Raw genomic sequence first — 21,501 nt, forward strand, 5'->3', positions numbered from 1 at the left:
TCGCATAACGAGACGGGACGGTCCGTCTCGCAACTTTAGGAACCGCCCTTGCGTGCTCCACTCGCCACCACCCAGATCGTCCTGTCCGAGGTCACCAAGGGATACGACACCCGCGTCGTCCTGGACCGCGTGAGCTGTACGGTCCGGCCCGGCGAGCGGGTCGGCGTCGTCGGCGACAACGGCTCCGGCAAGTCCACCCTGCTCCGGCTCCTTGCCGGACGGGAGCGCCCCGACCGCGGAGAGGTCACCGTCACCGCCCCTGGCGGCCTCGGGCACCTCGCGCAGACCCTCGACCTCCCGCCGACCGCCCGGGTCGGCGATGCCGTCGACGACGCCCTCGCGGACCTCCGAGTCCTGGAGCGCCGGATCCGCGCCGCGGAATCCCTGCTCCACCGGGCCGGCCCCGAGGAACTCGTCGCGTACGGAGACCTCCTGGCCGCCTACGAGGCCCGCGGCGGCCGTGATGCGCGGCGGCGGGTCGCGGCTACCCTGCGCCGCCTCGGCGAACGGGCCGAGCTCGACCCGGACCGCCCGCTCGGCACCCTGTCCGGTGGTCAGCGCTCCCGGCTCGCGCTCGCGGCGGCCCTCGCCGCCGAGCCGGAACTGCTGCTGCTCGACGAACCCACCAACGGCCTCGACGACGAGGCGGTCGCCTGGTTGGAGGAACATCTGCTCGCCCACCGCGGCACCGTCGTCGCCGTCACCCACGACCGGCTCTTCCTCGACCGCGTTACGACCGCCGTCCTCGAAGTGGACCAGGACAGTCGGACGGTACGCCGCTACGGCAACGGCTACGCGGGCTACCGCACGGCCCGCGCCGCCGAACGGGCCCGCCGGGAGCGGGAGTACGAGCAGTGGCGCGAGGACGTGCGGGACGCCGAGCGCCTCGCCGACACCAACATCGGGCGGTTCGCCGCGATCCCGCGGAAGCAGCCGCGCGGCTTCAGCGGGGCCGGCGCCTTCCGTGCCCGGTCCCGGACCCACGGCGCCGCGAGCCGCATCCGCGCCGCCCGCGAACGGCTGCACCGGCTGACCGAGCACCCCCTCGCACCGCCCCCGCGCCCGCTGGTCTTCACCGGCCGGTTCACCGATGGCTCGGGGGGAGTGGTGGAGGTCGCCGACGCGGCCCTGCCGGGACGCCTCGCGCCCGTCTCGCTCACGCTGCCGCCGGGGGAGCGGCTCCTGGTGACCGGGCCCAACGGCGTAGGCAAGTCCACCCTGTTGCACCTGCTCGCGGGAGAACTGGAGCCCGCGCGGGGCGGCGTACGGACCCCGTCGCGGGTCGGGCTGCTCCGGCAGGACGACCCCTGGCAGCGTGAACCGCGCTCCGCCGTCCAGGTGTTCGGCCAGGAGTACGCCGACCAGGTGGCGGGTCACGGACTGCTCGCCCCGGACGACCTCACCCGACCCGTGCGCGCCCTCTCCGCCGGTCAGCGCCGCAAGTTGGAGCTGGCCCGGCTGGTGGCGCACCCCCTCGACCTGTTGCTGCTGGACGAGCCCACGAACCACCTGGCCCCGGCCGTGGTGGAGGAACTGGAGGTGGCCCTGGCCCGCTTCGGCGGCACCCTGGTCCTGGTCACGCACGACCGGCGGCTGCGCGCGGCCTTCCGGGGGCGGCGCCTGGAGCTTCAGCGGGAGCCGGCCACCGCGAGTCGCTGAGCCAGCGTGCGCAGGTCGTCCGCGTCCAGGACCCGGTCCCCGAACCCGGGCAGCGGCACGTGCAGCGCCGCCGTCCAGTGTTCCGGGACCGCCCCCTGCCCGTACCGGGCGCCGGCCAGGGCCCCCGTCACGGCGGCCACCGTGTCGGTGTCCCCGCCCAGGTCCACGGCGGCCCGTACCGCCTCGGCGAAGCCGGTGGTGGTCCGCAGCGCCCACACGGCCGAGCCCAGGCAGGGCCACACCGCCCCGTTGAACTCGGTGGCCAGCTCCGGATGCCAGTCGGGGGCGAGCACGCGGCCGTACCGCTCGCGGTGGGCCGGGTGCACCGCGGCGAGCGTCGCCGGGAGCGCGGCCAGCGGGTCGGCCCCCGCCAGGGCGACGCGGACGAGCTCGTGCAGGATCGCGGTCCCCTCCCAGGCGGCCCGGTCGCCGTGCGTCAGGGCCGCGATCCGCCGGGCGGCCCCCATGGTCCCCTCCCGCCCGGCGGGGGCGAAGTAGACCGCGGAGGTGGCGGCCCGCATCAGGGAACCGTTGCCCGCGGCCCGTGCGTTGATCTGGAAGTGCAGGGCCGCGGCGAGCTCCCAGGACCCGCCGTTGGTCAGCACGTCCTCGGTCTGCAGCCCGATGTCCTTGGGCTGCCCGGCGGCCCAGCGCTGGAACCGGCCGAAGACGTCGGGGAGTTCGAGACCGCCGCACTCCAGCAGGGATTCCGCGACGAGGACGGCCATCTGCGTGTCGTCCGTGGCCTCACCGGGGTCCCAACCGCCGCCCCCGGCCATCTCGGCGCCGCGCGCGGTCAGTTCCCCCGCCGCCCCGAACTCGTAGGGCGCCCCCAGCGCGTCGCCCGCCGCCGAGCCGAGGACGGCTCCCACGGCCCGGTCCAGTCGGGTGATCACCGGGTCTCCTCCCCGCACACGGCCGCCAGCAGTTCGCGCGCGAAGCGGTCCAGGTCGTCCAGGCCCGCCGCCGCCAGGGTGGCCGGGGCGCCGGCCAGCAGGTGGGGGACGGCGCCGTGCAGGGCGAGGGTCAGCGCGCGGGCCCGCGTCGGCCCAGCGGGCAGTCCTGCCGCGCGCAACAGGTACGCGTGCGCCGTGAAGTCCGCCGCCGCGACCGGGTCCAGCACTTCGGCCAGCCAGGGCCGGCGCGCCGCCTCGGCCTGGAGCTCCAGATACGCCAGTACGCGGCTGCGGCCGGGCCCGGCCACGTCCCGCAGCAACCCCGCGAGCAGCGCCGCGAGCTGCGTCGCACCGGCGGGCCCCGGTCCGGCCCCCGCCAGGGTCTGCGTCAGCGCCCGGTACTGCTCAGCGCAGCGTTCGGCCGCGGCCCGCAGTAGGGCGTCGCGGGTCGGGAAGTAGTTCTTGGCGGTGCCCGTCGGTACTGCGGCGGCCGCGTCGACGGCCCGGTGCGTCAGCCCGCGCCCGCCCTCCTGCGCCAGTACGGCAATGGCCGCGTCCCGCAGCCGGTCCCTCCGGTCCTGATTCACATTGCCAGCTTAACCACAGTCGTGGTACCACAGGTGTAGTACCACATCTGTGGTGGTTGTTGATCGTGCGGCGAAGGGGCGGGCCATGGGCGGAACCTGGAGCGGGCAGGAGCAGGAACAGGAGCAGGACCGGGCTCCGGGGCACGGCGCGGGCACGGCCGTGGTCGTCGGCGCGGGGGTCGCCGGACTCGCCACCGCCGTCGGCCTGCGTCGTGCGGGCTGGGAGGTGACCGTCCTCGAAAGGCGCACCGCGCTCGAACGCTACGGAACCGCCTTCGGCATCCACCCCACCGCCCAGGCCGCGCTCGACCGACTAGGCCTCAGCGACGCGCTGCGGTCGCGGGCGCTCCCGTACCGGGGAGCCCGGATCCGGCGCCCCGACGGGCAGGTGCTGGCCGCCCTCCCGCTCGAACGGATCGAGCGCCGGGCGGGCCGCCCCGAACTGCTCGTCTCCCGCCCCCACCTCATCGACGCGCTGCTCGCCGCGCTCGAACAGCTCGGCGGCGAGCGGATCGCGTACGGCCGGCACCTCACCGACCCGACCGCACTCACCGCAGACCTGGTCGTTGGCGCCGACGGCATCAACAGCGCGGTCCGCACGTCGCACTTCGGCCGGGCCGCCGGCCCGCGCCCGATCGGCGCGGACGCCTGGATCGGCATCGCCGGATTCGAGACCGGCCTGCACGGCGAGACCTGGGGCGCGGGCCGCTTCTTCGGCATGACCCCCGTAGCAGCCGGACGCACCAACTGGTACGCCGTCGTTCCCGGGGCCACCACTGCCCAGGAGGTACGGGAGGCCTTCGCCGACTGGCACGACCCCGTCCCGCGCGTGCTGGCCGAGACCGATCCCGCGACCTGGATCCGGTACGAGGTGCGGCACCTGTACCCCGCGCTCCCCAGCTTCGTCGCCGACGGCCGGATCGCCCTCGTCGGCGACGCCGCCCACGCCATGACGCCCCACCTCGGCCAGGGCGCCTGCACGGCCCTCCTCGACGCCGAGGCCCTGACCCGCGCCGTTGCCGCGGCCGGACCGGCCGGACCGGCCGGGCTGCCCGGCGCCCTGCGCGCGTACGACACCGAGCGCCGGCGCAGCGCCCAACGCACGGCCTTCGCCTCCCGGAACCTGCACCGCTTCATGACCGGCTGCCACCCGGCCCTGCGCGATGCGCTCGTCCGCGGTGCGGGAGCCGCACTGCACCGACTGGGCGAGAGACGGTGGCGGGCAAGCGGAACGTGAGTAGGCTGCTACTCATGACGGGTCACCCTCCGGGTCCGCTCTGGGCGGGCCGCGCCTCCAACCGCGTGCAATGGCTGCTCGCCGCCGTCGGTGCGGCCTGCATGGCGCTCGGCATCGAACTCGCCGTCGACTACGCCTGGACCGCCGGCATCATCCCGCTGCTCATGTCCGTGATCGGCTGCCTCGCCGTCGGACTGCTCATCCTCTACGGCACCCTGGCCTTCGTGCACGTCGCCGTCACCGTCGACGCCGAGGCCCTGGAAGTGCGCTGCGGCCACATGGGGGTGCCCCGCCGCAGGATCCGGCTCACGGAGGTCACCTCCGCCGAGTTCGTCCCCAGCATCACCCCGCAGCAATGGGGAGGCTGGGGCCACCGCTGGCGCCCCGAGAAGGGCACCGCGATCATCGTCCGGCGCGGCGAGGGGCTGGCCCTCGTCCTCGGCGACGGCAAGCGGTTCACCGTCACCGTCGACGACGCCGAGAACGCCGTCCGCGTCATCCGAACCCATCTGCGCGCCCTCGCGCGGTGAGCGCGCCCTCCCCCGGTAGGGGTTGGTCCTGCGGAGCGCGGCCGGGCGCTCACCCGTCCGCGAGGTGCGGGGACGTACACTCCGCCAGATGAGCAGCAGTGTCACCCGCACGACCGGGAACGAGCCCTCGCAGTCCGCCGACGGGCCCCGGGCCGACGCGGCCACGCCCCCCGCGACCGCCCGGTCAGCCACGGACCGCAAGGGGCTGTGGCCGTTGCGCGCCCTGCTCGCCGCGCTCTCGGGCGTGCTGCTCTACCTCAGCTTCCCGCCCCGCCCGCTGTGGTGGCTGGCCCCCCTCGCCCTCGCCCTGCTCGCCGGCTGCCTCCACGGCCGCCGCGCCCGGGCCGGCTTCGGCCTCGGGCTCCTCGCCGGACTGGGCTACCTGCTGCCGCTCCTCGTCTGGACCGGTGAGGAGGTCGGTCCGGTGCCCTGGCTGGCGCTGAGCACCCTCGAAGCGCTCCTCATCGGCCTCACCGGCCTCGGTATCGCCCTGGTCAGCCGGCTCCCGGCCTGGCCGGTGTTCGCCGCCGCCGTGTGGGTCGCGGGCGAGGCCCTGCGGGCCCGGGCCCCCTTCGGCGGCTTCCCCTGGGGCAAGCTCGCCTTCGGACAGGCCGACGGCGTCTTCACCCCGCTCGCCGCCCTCGGCGGCACACCACTGCTCTCCTTCGGCGTCGCCCTCTGCGGATTCGGCCTTTACGAGGCCCTGCGCACCGCCCGCCGCCACCCCGGCCGCACCACCGCCGCGCTGACCGCGCTCACCGTGGCCGCCCCGATCGGCGTGGGCCTCGCCGCCCGCCCGCTGGTCTCCGACGCGGCCGAGGACGGCACCGCCGTGGTCGCCGTCATCCAGGGCAACGTGCCCCGCCTCGGCCTCGACTTCAACTCCCAGCGCCGGGCCGTCCTCGACAACCACGCCAAGCGCACCGTCCAGCTCGCCGAGGACGTCAGGGCCGGCCGCGCCCCGAAGCCCGATTTCGTCGTCTGGCCGGAGAACTCCTCCGACCTCGACCCGTACGCCGAGCCCGACGCCCACGCCGTCATCGACCAGGCCGTCAAGGCCATCGGCGTACCCGTCGCCATCGGCGCCGTGGTGGCCCCCGAGACGGGTACGCTGCGCAACACGATGATCCTGTGGGACCCGGTCAAGGGCCCCACCGCGACCTACGACAAGCGCAAGATCCAGCCCTTCGGCGAGCGCATCCCGATGCGCTCCGTCGTCCGCCTCCTCAACTCCGACGTGGACCGGGTGCGCCGCGACTTCGGGCCCGGCAAGGAGCCCGGCGTCTTCGACATGGCCGGAAGCGGCGTCGGCATGGTCACCTGCTTCGAGGCCGCCTTCGACGACGCCGTCCGCTCCACCGTCCGGGCCGGCGCCCAGGTGATCGCCGTACCGAGCAACAACGCCACCTTCGGCCGGACCCAGATGACCTACCAGCAGCTCGCCATGGACCGGATCCGCGCCGTCGAGCACAGCCGCACGGTCCTCGTCCCCGTCACCAGCGGAGTCAGTGCCGTCATCCGCCCCGACGGGAAGATCGTCTCGCAGACCAAGATGTTCACCGCGGACGCGCTGGTCGCCGAGATCCCGCTGCGCTCCGGCCGCACCCCGGCCACGGTCGTCGGTCCGCTGCCGGAATACGCGCTGCTCCTGCTGGCCGCCGGCGGCTTCGGGTGGATCTTGAACCGTCGGATCCGCTCGCGCCGCGCCGCCTGAGGCAGGATTCGGTCCGGCGGCCTCGTAGGGTCGGGGCATGACCACTCCCGATTTCATCCGCCGGATCCGCGCCACCGCCGGGCACCAGCTGCTCCTGCTGCCCGGAGTCACGGCCATCGTCTTCGACGACCTCGGCCGGGTGTTGCTCGGCCGGCGCTCCGACACCGGGCAGTGGGCGGTGGTCGGCGGAATCGCCGAGCCGGGGGAGCAGCCCGCCGAGACCGCCGTGCGCGAGGTGTACGAGGAGACGGCGGTGCGCTGCGTCGTCGAGCGCGTGGTCCTCGTCCAGATGACGGAGCCGATGACCTACCCCAACGGTGACGTCTGCCAGTTCCAGGACATCACCTTCCGCTGCCGCGCGACGGGCGGCGAGGCACGGGCCAACGACCACGAGTCCCTCGAGGTGGCCTGGTTCGAGGTGGACGCGCTGCCGCCGCTGGACCCCTTCGGCCTGGAGCGGATCCACCGGGCCCTGCGCGACGAGCCGACCTGGTTCGAGGCCCCCGCCGCTCTCCCGTAGTTCCCGGACCGTTTCCCGGACCGTTTCCCGGACCGTTCCCGGACCGTTCCCGGACCGTTCCCGGACCGGTGATGTGAGCTGCGCGGACGTGCGCTGTAAGGTTCCGCTGATTCAAAGCGGTTATCGGACAGTCGTATATTCGAGGAGGCGGTCGGGGGATGAATCCGGGCAGTTCAGCCGGAGTGTCGCGGGCGGGCGGCCGGGGCCGCGCGTCGGCCGGAGCGGCCCCCGGCGGGCGCCTGGCGGTCCTCGACGGGGTGCGGGTCCTCGCCGCGCTCAGCGTGCTCTTCTACCACTACTTCGCCCTCGAAAGCGCCTGGGGGAAAGCGCCGGCGGACATCTTCCCGACCGCCCACCGGCTCGCCGTCTACGGCTGGCTCGGCGTCGAGATCTTCTTCCTGGTCAGCGGGTTCGTCATCTGCATGAGCGCCTGGGGCCGTACGGTGGGCGATTTCGCGGTGTCCCGGGCCTCCCGGCTCTTCCCCGCCTATTGGGTGGCCGTCGCCTTCACCACCCTCGTGCTCTACGCCCGGCCCGAGGTCAGGCAGGTCAGGGCCTTCAGCGACGTCCTGGTGAACCTGTCGATGCTCCAGGGCGGCCTCGGCGTCCCGAACATCGACGACGCCTACTGGACCCTCTTCGTCGAGCTCAAGTTCTACGTACTGTTCGCGATCGTGGTCATGCGCGGCGTGACCTACCGCAATTGCGTCCTGTTCTGTGCGGCCTGGACCCTGGCCGGCGTCGTGGCGCCCTCCGCCGACAACGGTGTGGTGTCCTTCTTCGCGGCCTCGTCCTCGTCCCCGTACTTCATCGCCGGCATCGGCTTCTACCTGATGCGCCGCTTCCGGCCGAACGCCGTCCTGTGGGCCGTCGTCGGCGTCCAGTTCCTCCTCGCGCAGCACTACGTGCACGCCCGCATGATCACCAACCTGGGCCGGGCCGCCACCGAGCGGACGCCCGCCTGGCCCGCGCACCTGATCATCGCCCTGGGCTTCGCCCTCATGGCGGCCATAGCGCTCGGCGCCCTCGACGGGGTCCGGTGGCGCTGGCTCCCGCACGCCGGAGCACTCACGTACCCGCTCTACCTGATCCACATGATGGCCGGGCTGACCATCATCCACCTCTTCCGCCACGACGTGGCGCCCGTCCCGCTGGTCATCGGCGTGATCACCGCGATGCTGCTGCTGGCTTGGCTCATCCACCGGCTCGTGGAACGCCCGCTCGGCCGGCTGCTGCGCGACCGGCTGCGCCGCGGGGTGCAGGACATCCGGTCGGGCACCCCGCGCGGCCCGTCGATCGACCGGCTTCCCGCCCAGCCCTCGGCACCCGACGCGGAACGCGTCCCGGCCGGCCGCTAGGGGCAGGGGCGGGACGCCCACGGCCTCGAGGACCGCAAGGCCTCAGGACCGTGCTTGCCGGTACAGCTGCACCGCCCGCTCGCCCAGGACCGCGCTGTACGAGATCTCCGGGACGCTCCCGCCGCCCTCGTAGCCGCCGAGCACCCCGGCCAGCGCCCCGTTCACCAGCCAGGGGCTGCCGCTGGTGCCGCCGGTGAGGTCCGGGCAGCCGATCCGGCGCTGGGTCGCGGACAGCAGGTCGGTGGTGTTCGCGCAGCGCACCGGGGCCTCCAGGGTCCGTGGGTACCCGATGATCGTAACCTTGGCGTGGTCCGGCTGCTCGGCGGCGACCGGGAAACCGCCCACGAGGTCCTCCACGCTCCCGGTGACCCCGCCGTCCGCCGGGGCCACGGTCGCGAACGCGACGTCGTCGTCCGGGTCCTGGCCGTCCGTCCAGCCCGGACCGATGTAGGTGCCGGTGACCTTCCAGAATCCGTACGGGGCCTTGCCGTCGCGGTAGCCCGGCGCGAAGACGGTGGTGTCCGGGCTCTCCAGGCAGTGCGCGGCGGTGGCGATCACATCGCCCTCCTCGCTGTGCACCACGGAAGCGGTGCAGTGGTGCCCGCGGCCCTGCCCGCCCCCGAAGAGCGCGCCCACCCGGTCGGCGACGGCGCCCGGCTGCGCCCACGCGGTCACGCCGAGCGGCGGTCCGGTGGCGTCGTCGGGTAGGTCCACGCCGATCAACGCGGCCGTCGCGGACAGCGCGAGCAGGATCCGGGACGCCCGCCGCGCACGGATGCGCCGGGCCGGTCGAGGGAGCGTGGAGTGGATCATTTTTCCACCCTGCCCGCCGAACCTATGTCCGGAGGATGGAGTTCCGTATGGATCTCCTGTGAATTCTGTGAAGCTCGTGTGAAACCCGGGGCATGCCCTGACAGGACCCGCTTTGTCGGATGTCGGCAGCCGATCGGGGGCTATCCGCGCCGCTCGTACACGGTCACCCTGCGCCCCCGCACCTGCCGGTCCGCCACCACCGCGAAGTGCTCCCGCAGGACTGCCTCCTTGGCCCTGTCCCGCTCCGCCGACGGGGGCTTCGCCACCTTCTCCGCGTCCGTCACCAGCAGTACCCGCCGCTGCTCGAGCAGCGCCGCCCGGATCCGTACGGGGTCCGCCTCCTCGCCCTTCAGGGTGGCCGAGGCGGCCGGGGACGCGGCCAGCGCCACATCGGCCAGGCCCCCGAACGCGCCGGGCGAGACTAGCGCCGTGTCCCGGCGCGCGGCCGGGACGAACAGCACCGCGTCCCCGTCCCGTTTCAGCCCGGCCACCTCGCCGGCGACCGCGAGCACGTCGTCGATCCGGCTGGCCGGCGCCCGCTTGTCCAGTTCCACCGGCAGCAGGGCCAGGAGCGAGAGACCGGCCGCGCCCGGTATCAGCAGGCCCGCCGCCCTCGGGCGGCGGGGCGCGCAAGCCCGTACGGCGGCGCCCAGGGCGGCGCCGATCAGCAGCGCCAGCCCCACCATGCTGAACAGCACGTACCGGTCCTGGAACAGCGGCTGCACCAGGGACAGCCCGATCAGCCCGAGCTGCGGCACCGCCAGCAGCGGCAGGCCGACCGCAGCCATCGAGAGCGCCCCCCTGCCCGACCGGGCGGAGCGGTCCGGGCGGTCCGCCCACGCGCCCAGCCCGCCGATCGCCAGCAGGATCCCCGGCCCGATCAGCATGTGCCAGGCCAGCGGCGGTATCCAGGACACTTGGTCGGACTGGCCGCGGCTGAACAGGATCAGCGGCAGCGCCCCCGCCACTGCGCCCGCGCCGCACGCCGCCCAGCGCAGCCACACCCGCCGCCCGGCCCGCACCCATCCCAGGGTCGCCGCGTGCGCCGGCAGCACCAGCAGGGACAGCCAGTTCAGCAGGGCGCACACCAGCACGGTGGCCCCGTACGCCGCCCAGCGCGGCCAGGCCCGCCGCCCGGGCCCGCACGCCAGGAGCGAGACCAGCAGCAACGTGGAGAGTCCGGCCCCCGCCGCGACCAGCGCGTACGGGCGACCCTCCTGGAGGTAGAACTGGACCGCAGGCAGCAGCCCGAGGGCCAGTCCGCCGCCGAGCCCCGCCCAGAACCCGGCCAGGCGCCGCCCGATCAGCGCCACGCACGCCGCGGCGGCCGAGACGGCCAGCACGGACGGCAGCCGTAGGGTCGCGGTGCTCGCCCCGAAGACCTCGAAGAGGCCGTGCATCAGCAGGTAGTAGAGCCCGTGCACGGCATCCACGTGTTCGAGCATCGCCCATATCTCGCCTGCCGACCGCCCGGCCACCTGCCAGGTCGCGGCCTCGTCCCGCCACACGCTGTCCTGCCGGGAGAGCCCCCACAGACCGAGCCCGAGGGTCCACAGCAGGGGGGCCAGCCACACCAGAACGCGTCGACACCGGGATTCGGCTATGGCGGATATGTCGGAAGGCATGAAGGTGCGCGGATCCTCGGTGCGGGGCGTCGGCGGAAAGCACCAGTCTATGGACGCCACGGACGGTTTCCGGGCCGGGTGTTGTGCACCACGGAGCGTGATCGTCGGGCCCGCCCGCCCCTAGCCTCGCCGCAGGAGCACGAACGAGGGGCGGTACCCGGTGAACTGGCTCATCCACGACTACCGCGAGAGCGATCTCGCAGCGGTGGTCCACCTGATCGACACCACGGCCGAACTCGGCCAGGAGTCCGTCTTCTCGCTCGCCGAGTGCATCGGCGCGCTGACCGACCGCCAGCCCTGTGTGGTCGCCGTCCACCAGGGCGTCCCCATCGGCGCGGCGCTCGCCTGCGTCACCGGCGAACGGGCCTGGGTCATGCGCATCGCGATCGCCGCCGGCTGGCGCGGCCGGGGCCTGGCCAGCGCCCTGCTCGTCGAACTGGAGCGGCGGCTCATCGCCGCGCGCGTCGGCCGCATCGCGTACGTCCTGCCCGAGGAGGACATGCTCGGCGAAGGCCTCCTCAACGCCGGCTACACCCGGCAGCCGGCCGTCGCCTACTTCGAGAAGACCGAGCCGCTGCACGGACCGGCCGCGGGCCTCCTCGACGACCTCGGCGGCCGCTTCCTGCCGAACGACCTGTGGGCCAAGGTCGCCGGCATGGAGAAGGAGAAGGACCTCATCGAACGGCGCGTGGTGCTACCGCTCGCCGAGCCCGAACGGGCCGCCTCGCACGGGGTGCGGCCGCCGCGCGCCATCACCCTCTTCGGCCCGCCCGGCACCGGCAAGACCACCTTCGCCCGGGCCATCGCCTCCCGCCTCGGCTGGCCCTTCGTGGAACTGCTGCCCTCCCGCCTCGCCGACGAGGGCAACCTGGCGGCGGCGCTGCGCGACGCGTTCTCCCGGATCGCCGAGCTGGAGCGCGTACTCGTCTTCATCGACGAGGTCGAGGAGATCGCACCGGTGCGCACCGAGCCCGCGCAGCCCGGCGGGATCCACGGGGTGACGAACGAGCTGTTGAAGCTGATACCGGGCTTCCGGGAGGGCGACGAGCGGCTGCTGGTCTGCGCCACCAACTCCATCCGCTCCCTGGACCCTGCCTTCCTGCGGCCCGGGCGCTTCGACTACCTCATTCCGATCGGCACCCCGGACGCCGGAGCCCGCGCCGCCATCTGGTCCCGCTACACGGCGGGTCGCACGGACGTCGACGTGAACGCCCTGGTGGCGGCCACCGAACTGTTCACACCGGCCGACATCGAGCACGCGGCGCGGATCGCGGCGCAGGTGTCCTTCGAGCGGGACCTGGAGGCGGTGGGCGCGCGGGGCGCGGCGGCCGCGCAACTGGGCGCGACCACGCAGGACTACCTGGCGGCGGTCCGCCAGTGCCGGCCGACGGTGACCCCGGCGATGACGGGCGAGTTCGAGGCGGACATCACCGCGCACGCCCGTTTCTGACCGCGGTTCTGACCCCGGTCCTCACCTCGGTGGGAACCCGCTGACGTCCGTCCCCCGGTTGCGGCGGGGGCGGAATGCGAAACGGCCCGCGGCCGCTCCCCGGAGCGGCCGCGGGCCCGTGCCCCGGGCGGACGGCCGGACCCCTCTCGGCCGAACGGCCGGCACCCGGCTTCGGCTACCGTCACCGCATGGGCTTCGTCATCTTCATGACCCTTCCCGGTCTGGCTCTGGTGCTCACCGCCGTGGCCTTCCTCGACCTGGCACTGGTCCGCGCGGGCCGCGCCGGACTGCTGCCCTGGCGGTGGAACGGCCGCCAGGGGCAGATCTCGGCCACCGGCTTCGAGCAGCTGCACGCCAGCTTCTCGCCGGGCAAACAGAACGAGCTCAAGGAACGGCAGAGCGCGCTCGTCATGCGCGACGACGAGGAGGACGGCGCCCCGCCGCGCACCCGGGTCGACCTCGACGGCGGACTCGCCGTCATCCGGCTGCCCGGCACCGCGGCCGTGCCCGCTACGGGGAACAGCGGTACGTGAAGTCCACCGCGGCCGTGTGCCGTCCGGGCGACACCAGCTGTAGTTCCGCCCTCGCCGGGTAGCTCCCCGTGCCCCGGAAGGTCCACAGCAGGTGCAGCCGGGCCTCCCGCTGCCCGCGCGGTACCCGCTCGGTCAGCTGCTCGGAGCGGGTGCCGTCGCTGCGCACCCACCGGTAGGAGAGGACGCCCGGGCGCCCGTTGGTCGCCACGACGGCCACCACATCGGCTGCCGCATCACAGGCCGGGCCCTTGGGATCGGTGCTCACGGCCACGTCCCGGACCTGGATGCCGGGCCCCAGCCGCTGCCACCCGAGGTACGCGAGGACCGCCGCCAGGACGAGCGCCGCGAGGGCGTACCGCCGCAGCCCGGCCAGGCGCCGCCGGGTGGGCGGCGCGACGGCCCGCGCGACGTCGAGGGGGAACGGCGCGGGCATGGCCGCGGTGACCCCGGGCCCGAACCGGAGCACGGAGCCCTCGACCCGGTCGGGAGCCACCTCCTCGGGCGCCATCCGCTTGGTCGTGTCCGGGGGACCGCTGAACCAGTGGCTGCCGAGGACGGTGGCGCTGTAGTCGTCGCCCTCGGGGGCGCCGGAACCGCTCATCGGGGCACCTCCTGGCAGCGCTGCAGGTACTGCGAGGCCGACGCGGACTTGTTCCCGGCGGTGGGCTTGGTGGTGACGCGGACGCCGCCGTAGCAGCCGCCGCCGCGCGTGAAGGTGTGGGACCTGACCACCGCGGCGGTCGAGCCGGCCGGGACCACGAACGACTCCGGATCGCCGGAGGGGACGGTGTAGGAGCCCTGCGCACCGTCCTGGAACCACTGCACCGTCACGGTGACCGAGCCGGTCCCCTGGGAGCTGACCGAGATGGCCGCGTCGCCGCGGTAGATGCCGGGCTTGAGCGACACGGAGACGTCCGTGACCTTCAGCGTCGGAGTAGGAGTCGGCGTCGGGGTCGGCGTGGGCGACCAGCTGACCGTCGGCTTCGGGGTGGGGCTCGTCGACCACGACGGAGAAGGGGTCGGAGCCCCGGACCCGGACGCGGACGGCGAGGGGCTCGGGGACGCCGAGGGGCTCGGACTCGGTGACGGGGAGGCCGAATCCGTCGGGCTCGGGCTCGGGCCCGCGCTCGGCGAGGCCGACACGGGCGGGGCCGCGCTCGTCGTGGCGAAGGCGCTCACCGCCGAAGCCGCGTCCGGGGCCGCGCCGATCGCGTCCGTCGTCAGGACCAGCACGGTTCCCAATACCAGCGCCACGCCCGCCGCGAGCCAGCCGCGGCGCCCCGGCGCCCAGCCGGAGCCGCCGGGCACCGTGGTCGTGGCGACCGCCGTCGTACCGGCCGCCGGGCCGCCCGCCGAGGGGAAGAGCAGCGGCAGCAGGGCGGCCAGCGCCGCCAGCTTGCGCTGCCCGCGCTCCTCCCACTCGGGCCCGTACGCCGCCAGCGCCACGCCCTCCAGCTCGGCCACGAACGCCTCGGCGTTCTCCGGCCGCTGCTCGGGCGCCTTCGCGAGGCCGCGCCGGATCAGCGGACGCACGGGCTCGGGGGCCTCCGTTTCCGGCACCGGCGCCTCGATGTGCTGGACGGCCAGCTCGGCGAAGTTCTCGCCGTCGTAGGGCTTGCGGCCGGTGAGGCACTCGAAGAAGGTCGCCGTCGCCGCGTACACGTCGGCCGCCGGCGAGGCCGGCCGGCCCTGCCACTGCTCGGGAGCCATGTAGGCGGGGGTTCCGGCCACGCCGGGCGTGCTGCCCCGGTTGGCCGCGATCCCGAAGTCCACCAGCTTCGACGAGCCGTCCGGTGCGACCAGTACGTTCTCGGGCTTGTAGTCGCGGTGCACGACGCCCGCGCGGTGCGCCGCCGCAAGCCCCAGCAGGGACCCCTTGAGGACCACCAGCGCGGCCTCGGCGTCGGCCCGCCCGGACTGCTTCAGCAGCGCGCGCAGGGAGATGCCGTCCACCAACTCCATGACGATGGCCGCGCCGCCGGACGCCTCCACGTACTCGTAGAGCCTGACCACGTACGCGGTCTCCAGCCCGCCCAGGAGGCGGGCCTCGGCCCGGAACTCCCCGACGAACGCCGGATCCCGGCGGAGCCGGTCACTGAGGTACTTCACGGCGACCGGGGTGCCCGTGCCGTCGTGGACGGCGAGCACCACGCGACCGCTGCCGCCCGAGCCGAGCTCACGGACCTCGGTGTAACCGGGGACCGACCATGCCGCCCGCTTGTCGTCCATCGTTCCTGCCCCCTACCTGCCTGCCGTGTGGCGCCGCCGCATCGCTCGGACGACCGGTTCCGGACCGGCGTCCACCGGCCCTCCCCGGGCCGGACGCCCCATGGGACGTGGTTTCCGCCGTGGCCGGTTCCCAACCACGGCGGACGGCTCAGGCCGCGGCCGAGACGGCGCCGATCATGGCGTGCAGCCGGTCGGCCGCAGCCCGCCCGAAGGCCGGATCGTTGATGTGCGTGTCGTAGTCGTAGAGCCTCGTGGTACTGCCCCGCAGACCCTCGCGCAGTGCGGAGAACAGGGCCCGGTCCGCGCCGGGGTCATGGTAGGGCCCGCCCGGTGCGCCGAGCGTGGACAGTCCACGGAGCGGGACGCACACCGCCGTGGGGCCGCTCGCCGCGCACAGTTTCGCGGCGACCCGGCGGCCGAGCTCCGCGCACTCGGCCGCGGTCGTACGGGTCACCGTGATCGACGGATTGTGGACGTGGACGCCCCGGTCGCGGACCTGCCGGGGCAGGCTCTCCAGCGGGCCGAACTTCACCATGTCCAGCGCCCCCAGGCTCACCACCTGCGGGATCCCGGCCCGCCCGGCCGCACTGAGCCGGTCCGGGCCCGCGCTGAGGATGCCCCCGCACAGGTCGTCGGCGAGCTCGCTGAGGGTGAGGTCGAGGACGCCCGCGAAGACCCCCTGGCCGGCCAGGGTCTCCAGGGTGCGGCCGCCGGTGCCGCTGACGTGGAAGACCAGCACCTCGTAGCCGAGTTCCGTCAGCCGCTCGCGCGCCGCATCCACCCCGGCCGTGGTCACGCCCGCCATGCTCGCCGCGACCAGGGGGCGGTCGCCCCCGCCCAGCCGGGGCGGCCGCCCCTGCGCGGAGCTGCGGGCGTGGGCCCGGGCCATTCCGGTGATCGCCGCCACGGCGTTCGCCAGGACCGGCGCGGAGACGCTGTTGATCCCCGCGATGTCCACCACGCTGTACATCATGGTGATGTCCGAGGAGCCCACGTAGGGGCGGACGTCCCCGGACGCCATGGACGAGACCATCAGTTTTGGTACGCCCAGCGGCAGGGCGCGCATCGCCCGGGTGGCGATGGAGGTGCCGCCGCTCCCGCCGATGGCGAGCACTCCGTGCAGCCTGCCCTCGGCGTGCAGTCGTAAGAGGGTCGCCTCCGCGCCCTTCGCCATGGTGGTCACGGCCGCACCCCGGTCGGCGGCCGTGCGCAGGTCCGACAGTTGCGTTCCGGCCGCCCGGGCCACCGCTTCACGCGGTACGTCGGCGGCCACCCGGGGTTCGCCCACGATCCCCGTGTCGACCAGAACCACTTCGACGCCGGCGCGCAGCAGCCCCTCGCGCAGCCAGCCGTACTCCACACCCTTGGTGTCCAAGGTCCCCACCAGCACGACGCTCGTCATGTGTGCAATTTCCATGCAGGTAAGGGTGTTGGCAAGTGCAAGTGTGGGTCAAACCCTCAGGAGCCCCAACAGTCGTTCCAAGAACGGGAGTTGGGATGGGATCAGCATGTTTTGCGCCAGGGGCGGAGCAAACCAGGCCACCCGGTCCAGCTCCGGGAACTCCTGGACGTTTCCGGAATGCGGAGGCCACTCCATCGTGAACGTCCCGGGCACCATCAGCGCCGGATCGAGATCCGCCTCCACCGCCCAGATGGTCACCAGCTTTCCGCTGGTCAGACGTACCTCGCCCAGTGGCAGGTAGTCGCCCTCCGGCGGGGGCAGCCCGATCTCCTCGGTGAACTCGCGGCGGGCCGCGTCCCGCGGGGTCTCCTCCGGGCCGTATTCGCCCTTGGGGATGGCCCAGTCCCCGGCCTCCCGTCCGGCCCAGAGCGGGCCGCCCATGTGTCCGAGGAGCACCTCGACACCCGACTCCGGCTCCGGACCGGTCCGCCGGAAGAGGAGCAGTCCGGCACTGCGTTTGTGTGTCATGGGTACATCCATGCCCCGTACGGATCCCGGCCAGTGACGCGGACGTGCGTTCTGCCGTCAGTGGTCGTGCGGGCCCTGCCGGTGGACCGGACCGTGCGCGTCCGCGCAGTGCGCGTCGGAGGTGCCCCCGCCCGTGCGGCCGACCGTGAGCAGGGACTCCTGCGCGTGGTCCACCTGGAGGGTGGTGTGCGTGATCCCGTACTCCTTGTGGAGCAACTGCTCCAGGTCCCGGCGTACGGCGTGGCAGTCACCCGCCGGCTCCACCAGCACGTGTGCGGACAGTGCCGCCTGGCCCGAGGTGATCGTCCAGATGTGCAGGTCGTGCACCTCGGTGACGGGCGGGTGCCCGACCAGCCGGTCGCCGACCGCGTCCGGGTCCACGTGGGCCGGGGCGGCTTCCAGGAGGATCCGGCCGGACTCGCGGACCAGCCCGTAACCCGCCTTGACCATCAGCACCACCACGACCAGCGTGGCGATCGCGTCCGCCTGCCGGAAACCGGTGGTCAGCACGATCAGACCGGCGACCGCGGTGCCGATGAAGGCGAAGAGGTCGTTCAGGATGTGCTGGTAGGCGCCCTCGACGACCAGCGTGGAACGGTTCGCCCGGGAGATGCACCAGGCCGCGGCGACGTTGACGACGATGCCCGCGAGCGCCGTCACCACGACCAGCCCGCCCTCCACCGGCGGCGGGTCCAGCAGCCGCCGCACCGCCTCGTACGCCAGCCAGACCGCCAGCAGGATCAGCGTCAGCCCGTTCGCCTGGGCGGAGAGTATCTCCGCCCGCTTGAGGCCGTACGTGAAGCCGCCGCGGGCGGGGCGCGCGGCCAGCCGCATGGCGATCAGCGCCAGGACGATCGAGACCGCGTCGGTCAGCATGTGGGCCGCGTCGGAGATCAGGGCCAGCGAATTGGCCATGACGCCGATGACCACCTCGACGGCCATGAACCCGCCGATCAGGGCGAGCGCGATCGCCAGCCAGCGCCGGTCGGCATCGGCCGCCACGCCGTGGCTGTGCCCGCCGGGCCCGTGGCCGTGTCCTCCGGGTCCGTGGCCGTGGTCGTGACCCGCGGACCCGTTCCCGCGTCCGTTCCCGGTTCCGTGTCCGTGGTCGTCGTGCGCGTGGCCGTGCCCACTCATGGCGTCCCCCGTCTCGTCGCGGCACCCGTGTGTTCGGTTCCGTCGCGTGAAGTGAAGCGCACCCCGGCGGGATCGGCAAAGGCTGCAACGGGGACCGTTGTCATTACCCATAAGAGGCCTCTGACCTGCGGTGATGCCTGACCGGTGCCGGACCTTCCCGATCGTGGGAAGATCTGGTCATGGTCCAGCGCCCAAGTGTGCCGACCGCGCCCCAGCTCGTCCTGGTGACCGACTGGGGCGCCACCGAGATGGATCCCGACCGGATCTACCACGTCGGTCGGGACCCGCTGTGCGAGATCTGCCTCGACGACGCCCGCGTCTCCTGGCACCACGCGATCCTGCGCCCGGACGGCGACCACTGGACGCTGGAGGACGAGGGCAGCACCAACGGCACCTTCGCCGACGGCCACCGCGTCCACGAGTGGAGCGTCGGCGTCGGCACGGAACTGCGCTTCGGCAGCGTCGACGACGGGCCGCGCGCCGCCGTCATCGGTCCCGCGCCGCCGCCCCCGCCCGCACCACCCCCCGCGCCCGGCACCGGCCGCCCCTCCCACGTCACGACCCCGGCCATGACCGGCACCTTCCGGCAGCCGACGACCGTACGGCCGCTGCCCGTCCGCACCGCCGTCCGCATCGGCCGCGCCCCCGACAGCGACCTCGTCGTCGACGACCTCACCGTGTCCCGCCGCCACGCCGAACTGCACGCCCTCGCCGACGGCAGCTACGAGATCGTCGACCTCGGCAGCCACAACGGCACCTACCTCAACGGCACCGCCGTGACCCGGGCCACCCCCGTCACCGAGGGCGACATCGTCGGCATCGGCCACTCGGTCTTCTGCCTCGTCGGCGACCAGCTCCAGGAGTTCGTGGACACCGGCGAGGTCTCCCTCGACGTCCAGGGCCTCACCGTCGCCGTCGACAACGGCCGCAAGACCCTCCTCGAGCAGGTCTCCTTCCCCGTGGGCGCCAAATGCCTGCTCGCCGTCGTGGGCCCCAGCGGAGCCGGCAAGTCCACCCTGCTCGGCGCGCTGACCGGCCTGCGCCCCGCCGACCACGGCACCGTCCTGTACGACGGCCGCGACCTCTACCGCGACTACGCCGAGCTGCGCAGCCGCATCGGCCTCGTCCCGCAGGACGACATCCTGCACTCCCAGCTCACCGTCCGGCGCGCCCTCACCTATGCCGCCGAACTGCGCTTCCCGCAGGACACCGCCAAGGCCGAACGCCAGGCCCGGGTCGACGAGGTGATCCGCGAACTCGGCCTCGAACAGCGTGCCGACCTGCCCATCCACAGCCTCTCCGGAGGCCAGCGCAAACGCGTCTCCGTCGCCCTGGAACTGCTCACCAAGCCCTCCCTGCTCTTCCTGGACGAGCCCACCTCCGGACTCGACCCCGGAATGGACCGTTCGGTGATGAACACGCTGCGCGAACTCGCCGACGACGGCCGCACGGTCATCGTCGTCACCCACAGCGTGCTCAACCTCGAAGGCTGCGACCGCCTCCTCGTCCTCGCGCCCGGTGGGCGCATCGCCTACTACGGTCCTCCCGGGGAGGCCCTCGACTTCTTCGGCTTCGAACAATGGCCCGAGGCCTTCGAAGCCTTCGAGAACCAGCGCGAGCGCGACTGGGCCGGGGAGTACCGGGCCTCGCCGCTGCACCGGCGCAACGTCGACGTCACCGCCGGCCGGCTCCCGCTCACGGCGCAGGCCGAACGGGCCGCCGGGGTCCCCCCGCAGCCGCCGCCCAAGGCCCAGAGCTGGGGCTCCCAGCTCTCCACCCTGATCCGCCGGTACGCCGCCGTGCTCAGGTCCGACCGCACCTTCCTGGTCATCATGGTCGCGCTGCCGTTCGTCATGGGCGCCATGACCCGCGCGCTGGCCGGCAACACCCTCAACGCCGAAACGGCGCTGAACGCCCTGTTCATCCTGTGCGTCGGCGGAGTCCTGATCGGCGCCGCCAACGCGGTGCGCGAACTCGTCAAGGAACGCGTGATCTACCAGCGCGAGCGTTCCGTCGGCCTGTCCCGGTCTGCCTACCTGATGTCCAAGATCGTGGTCCTCGGCGCGATCACCGTCGCCCAGGCCGTGGTCCTCACCCTCGTGGGCCTCGCCGGAGTCACCATCAACGCCCCGGGTGGCCGGGGCAACTTCATGCCACCGCTCCTGGAGATCACCCTCGCCGTCGCCCTGCTGTCCCTCACCGCGATGGTGCTCGGCCTACTGATCTCCGCCCTGGTGACCAAGGAGGAGGTCACCATGCCGCTGCTGGTCCTCCTCACGATCGTCCAGGTCGTCTTCTGCGGCTCCCTGTTGAAACTCACCGGCGTCCCCGTCATCGAACAACTGGCCTGGTTCGTGCCGGCCCGGTGGGCCATGGGAGCCATGGCGGGCACCATAGACCTCGGCGCCATCGTGCCCGGCAAGATCACCCAGGACCCGCTGTTCGATCACGAGGCCCACCTCTGGCTCCTCGAAATGGGCATGCTCGTCGTCCTGTCCGTGCTGTTCGGCGTGCTGGTCGCCCGGCTGCTGCGCCGCCACGAGCCGACCGTCATGCGGAAGTAGGCCCCATGAGCAGCCCGCTGGGTCAACCCGGAGGCGAGGTGGAGGGCTTCCGGCCCACCCATGTGGTGCCCCAGGAGGGACTGTCCGCCTGGGAGGGGCCCGACGTCAGCCGGCCGACCGTGCCCCTGGACCCGTTCCTCCCCGTGCAGCTGCTGTCCCGGCGCGGGGAGTGGGGGGAGGTCCTGTGCGCCAACGGATGGTCCGCCTGGGTGGACGGGCGGCTGCTGGTCGCCGTACCGCACCCGCCACCGACGGCCGGCGGACGGCCCCCGGTCCGCTCCGAGGACCCGCGGCCGCTGCTCACGCGCGGCTCCGAGGCCCTGGACCGCTACCGGCGGGCCGTGGACGAGCTCGCCTCGGGACGGATCGACGCTGACGCCTTCCGCCGCTCGCTGCGCGGGCTGCGGGCCGGCGTGGTCATCGACGGGGAGTCGGTGTGGCTCTACGACGAGAAGTCGGGCCGGTGGCTGTACGACGACGGGGACCGCATGTCGACCTACGCGGTCGTCGCCGGCCCGGGCGGCCCGTCCGCGCCCGAACCCGGGCCACGGCAACCGCCCGCGGAAACGACTCCGGCCGGCGGGGCACCCGTACGGCGGGAACCGCCCCCCACCGATGCGGTCGGAATCCCACGAGAAGAGCCCGGGGACCGGTCCGAACCGGCGGTGGCCCATGACCCGACCCGGATCGTGGAGACCCGCGACCCCGGGGGCGGCTGA

The 21,501-nt window shown here is 73.6% G+C and carries 19 protein-coding genes; 10 read left to right on the plus strand and 9 right to left on the minus strand.

Going from position 1 to position 21,501, the window contains the following annotated elements:
• Positions 1-48: 48 nt before the first annotated feature.
• Positions 49-1,659 carry an ATP-binding cassette domain-containing protein gene (locus tag OG207_RS37905; RefSeq protein WP_329105297.1) on the plus strand — a complete coding sequence of 537 codons (1,611 nt, stop codon included), beginning with the start codon at positions 49-51 and terminating at the stop codon, positions 1,657-1,659.
• Here OG207_RS37905 and OG207_RS37910 read toward each other — a convergent pair.
• Together OG207_RS37910 and OG207_RS37915 are read right to left on the minus strand one after the other, a co-directional pair.
• Positions 1,629-2,552, minus strand: coding sequence for an ADP-ribosylglycohydrolase family protein (locus OG207_RS37910; protein ID WP_329108172.1), 924 nt, complete (start codon positions 2,550-2,552; stop codon positions 1,629-1,631). The two genes, OG207_RS37905 and OG207_RS37910, sit on opposite strands and share 31 nt — an antisense overlap.
• Positions 2,552-3,142 (minus strand): TetR/AcrR family transcriptional regulator, encoded by a 591-nt coding sequence (locus tag OG207_RS37915; protein WP_329105300.1) that lies wholly within the window; start codon positions 3,140-3,142, stop codon positions 2,552-2,554. Before OG207_RS37915 ends, OG207_RS37910 begins: the two co-directional genes overlap by 1 nt.
• A 52-nt stretch (positions 3,143-3,194) precedes the next feature.
• Here OG207_RS37915 and OG207_RS37920 point away from each other — a divergent pair, with 52 nt between their 5' ends.
• The 5 genes from OG207_RS37920 to OG207_RS37940 all read left to right on the plus strand — a co-directional run bounded on the left by OG207_RS37920 (position 3,195) and on the right by OG207_RS37940 (position 8,501).
• Entirely contained in the window at positions 3,195-4,379 is a 1,185-nt protein-coding gene (locus tag OG207_RS37920) for an FAD-dependent oxidoreductase (protein WP_329105302.1), read from the plus strand.
• Between the two features lie 14 nt (positions 4,380-4,393).
• Positions 4,394-4,909 (plus strand): hypothetical protein, encoded by a 516-nt coding sequence (locus OG207_RS37925; protein WP_329105304.1) that lies wholly within the window; start codon positions 4,394-4,396, stop codon positions 4,907-4,909.
• A gap of 88 nt (positions 4,910-4,997) precedes the next feature.
• The gene (gene lnt, locus OG207_RS37930) at positions 4,998-6,623 is read left to right on the plus strand and encodes an apolipoprotein N-acyltransferase (protein WP_329105306.1); all 1,626 of its coding nucleotides are present in this window, start codon (positions 4,998-5,000) and stop codon (positions 6,621-6,623) included.
• 37 nt (positions 6,624-6,660) lie between these two features.
• The gene (locus tag OG207_RS37935) at positions 6,661-7,143 is read left to right on the plus strand and encodes an NUDIX hydrolase (RefSeq protein ID WP_329105307.1); all 483 of its coding nucleotides are present in this window, start codon (positions 6,661-6,663) and stop codon (positions 7,141-7,143) included.
• A 158-nt stretch (positions 7,144-7,301) separates the two neighbouring features.
• On the plus strand, positions 7,302-8,501 hold the full coding sequence (locus tag OG207_RS37940; protein WP_329105309.1) for an acyltransferase family protein: 1,200 nt from the start codon (positions 7,302-7,304) through the stop codon (positions 8,499-8,501).
• A 42-nt stretch (positions 8,502-8,543) separates the two neighbouring features.
• Here OG207_RS37940 and OG207_RS37945 read toward each other — a convergent pair whose 3' ends face one another.
• Positions 8,544-9,314: a trypsin-like serine peptidase gene (locus tag OG207_RS37945; RefSeq protein ID WP_329105311.1), complete on the minus strand. Its 771-nt coding sequence runs from the start codon at positions 9,312-9,314 to the stop codon at positions 8,544-8,546.
• A gap of 140 nt (positions 9,315-9,454) precedes the next feature.
• On the minus strand, positions 9,455-10,939 hold the full coding sequence (locus tag OG207_RS37950) for a hypothetical protein (protein WP_329105314.1): 1,485 nt from the start codon (positions 10,937-10,939) through the stop codon (positions 9,455-9,457).
• A 160-nt stretch (positions 10,940-11,099) separates the two neighbouring features.
• On the opposite strand from OG207_RS37950, the gene OG207_RS37955 reads away from it, so the two are divergent.
• Positions 11,100-12,389, plus strand: coding sequence for an ATP-binding protein (locus OG207_RS37955; RefSeq protein WP_329105315.1), 1,290 nt, complete (start codon positions 11,100-11,102; stop codon positions 12,387-12,389).
• A 188-nt stretch (positions 12,390-12,577) separates the two neighbouring features.
• Positions 12,578-12,922 (plus strand): DUF6191 domain-containing protein, encoded by a 345-nt coding sequence (locus OG207_RS37960; RefSeq protein WP_329105317.1) that lies wholly within the window; start codon positions 12,578-12,580, stop codon positions 12,920-12,922.
• On the opposite strand, the gene OG207_RS37965 is transcribed toward OG207_RS37960, so the two are convergent.
• The 5 genes from OG207_RS37965 to OG207_RS37985 form a co-directional block, all read right to left on the minus strand.
• Positions 12,900-13,523 carry a hypothetical protein gene (locus tag OG207_RS37965; RefSeq protein WP_329105319.1) on the minus strand — a complete coding sequence of 208 codons (624 nt, stop codon included), beginning with the start codon at positions 13,521-13,523 and terminating at the stop codon, positions 12,900-12,902. The genes OG207_RS37960 and OG207_RS37965 overlap by 23 nt on opposite strands.
• Complete coding sequence (locus OG207_RS37970; RefSeq protein ID WP_329105320.1) at positions 13,520-15,151, minus strand: serine/threonine-protein kinase; 1,632 nt, start codon at positions 15,149-15,151, stop codon at positions 13,520-13,522. Before OG207_RS37970 ends, OG207_RS37965 begins: the two co-directional genes overlap by 4 nt.
• 148 nt (positions 15,152-15,299) lie before the next feature.
• A complete protein-coding gene (locus OG207_RS37975) occupies positions 15,300-16,553 on the minus strand; it encodes a Tm-1-like ATP-binding domain-containing protein (RefSeq protein ID WP_329108174.1) in 1,254 nt (417 codons plus the stop codon).
• A 48-nt stretch (positions 16,554-16,601) separates the two neighbouring features.
• Positions 16,602-17,081 carry an NUDIX domain-containing protein gene (locus tag OG207_RS37980; RefSeq protein WP_329105322.1) on the minus strand — a complete coding sequence of 160 codons (480 nt, stop codon included), beginning with the start codon at positions 17,079-17,081 and terminating at the stop codon, positions 16,602-16,604.
• A 57-nt stretch (positions 17,082-17,138) separates the two neighbouring features.
• Positions 17,139-18,218: a cation diffusion facilitator family transporter gene (locus OG207_RS37985; RefSeq protein ID WP_329105324.1), complete on the minus strand. Its 1,080-nt coding sequence runs from the start codon at positions 18,216-18,218 to the stop codon at positions 17,139-17,141.
• 179 nt (positions 18,219-18,397) lie between these two features.
• Between OG207_RS37985 and OG207_RS37990 the strand changes: the two genes are divergently transcribed.
• A complete protein-coding gene (locus OG207_RS37990) occupies positions 18,398-20,782 on the plus strand; it encodes an ABC transporter ATP-binding protein/permease (protein ID WP_329105327.1) in 2,385 nt (794 codons plus the stop codon).
• Positions 20,783-20,787: 5 nt separating this feature from the next.
• On the plus strand, positions 20,788-21,501 hold the full coding sequence (locus OG207_RS37995) for a hypothetical protein (protein ID WP_329105329.1): 714 nt from the start codon (positions 20,788-20,790) through the stop codon (positions 21,499-21,501).

The sequence above is a fragment of the Streptomyces sp. NBC_01439 genome, from assembly GCF_036227605.1.
Taxonomy (GTDB): Bacteria; Actinomycetota; Actinomycetes; order Streptomycetales; family Streptomycetaceae; genus Streptomyces.

Coding starts and splice junctions, on each gene's coding strand:
- OG207_RS37990 (WP_329105327.1), top strand. CDS start 18,398: ATGGTCCAGCGCCCAAGTGTGCCGACCGCGCCCCAGCTCGTCCTGGTG.
- OG207_RS37980 (WP_329105322.1), bottom strand. CDS start 17,081: ATGACACACAAACGCAGTGCCGGACTGCTCCTCTTCCGGCGGACCGGT.
- OG207_RS37970 (WP_329105320.1), bottom strand. CDS start 15,151: ATGGACGACAAGCGGGCGGCATGGTCGGTCCCCGGTTACACCGAGGTC.
- OG207_RS37975 (WP_329108174.1), bottom strand. CDS start 16,553: ATGACGAGCGTCGTGCTGGTGGGGACCTTGGACACCAAGGGTGTGGAG.
- OG207_RS37995 (WP_329105329.1), top strand. CDS start 20,788: ATGAGCAGCCCGCTGGGTCAACCCGGAGGCGAGGTGGAGGGCTTCCGG.
- OG207_RS37950 (WP_329105314.1), bottom strand. CDS start 10,939: ATGCCTTCCGACATATCCGCCATAGCCGAATCCCGGTGTCGACGCGTT.
- lnt (WP_329105306.1), top strand. CDS start 4,998: ATGAGCAGCAGTGTCACCCGCACGACCGGGAACGAGCCCTCGCAGTCC.
- OG207_RS37945 (WP_329105311.1), bottom strand. CDS start 9,314: ATGATCCACTCCACGCTCCCTCGACCGGCCCGGCGCATCCGTGCGCGG.
- OG207_RS37940 (WP_329105309.1), top strand. CDS start 7,302: ATGAATCCGGGCAGTTCAGCCGGAGTGTCGCGGGCGGGCGGCCGGGGC.
- OG207_RS37985 (WP_329105324.1), bottom strand. CDS start 18,218: ATGAGTGGGCACGGCCACGCGCACGACGACCACGGACACGGAACCGGG.
- OG207_RS37935 (WP_329105307.1), top strand. CDS start 6,661: ATGACCACTCCCGATTTCATCCGCCGGATCCGCGCCACCGCCGGGCAC.
- OG207_RS37960 (WP_329105317.1), top strand. CDS start 12,578: ATGGGCTTCGTCATCTTCATGACCCTTCCCGGTCTGGCTCTGGTGCTC.
- OG207_RS37965 (WP_329105319.1), bottom strand. CDS start 13,523: ATGAGCGGTTCCGGCGCCCCCGAGGGCGACGACTACAGCGCCACCGTC.
- OG207_RS37925 (WP_329105304.1), top strand. CDS start 4,394: ATGACGGGTCACCCTCCGGGTCCGCTCTGGGCGGGCCGCGCCTCCAAC.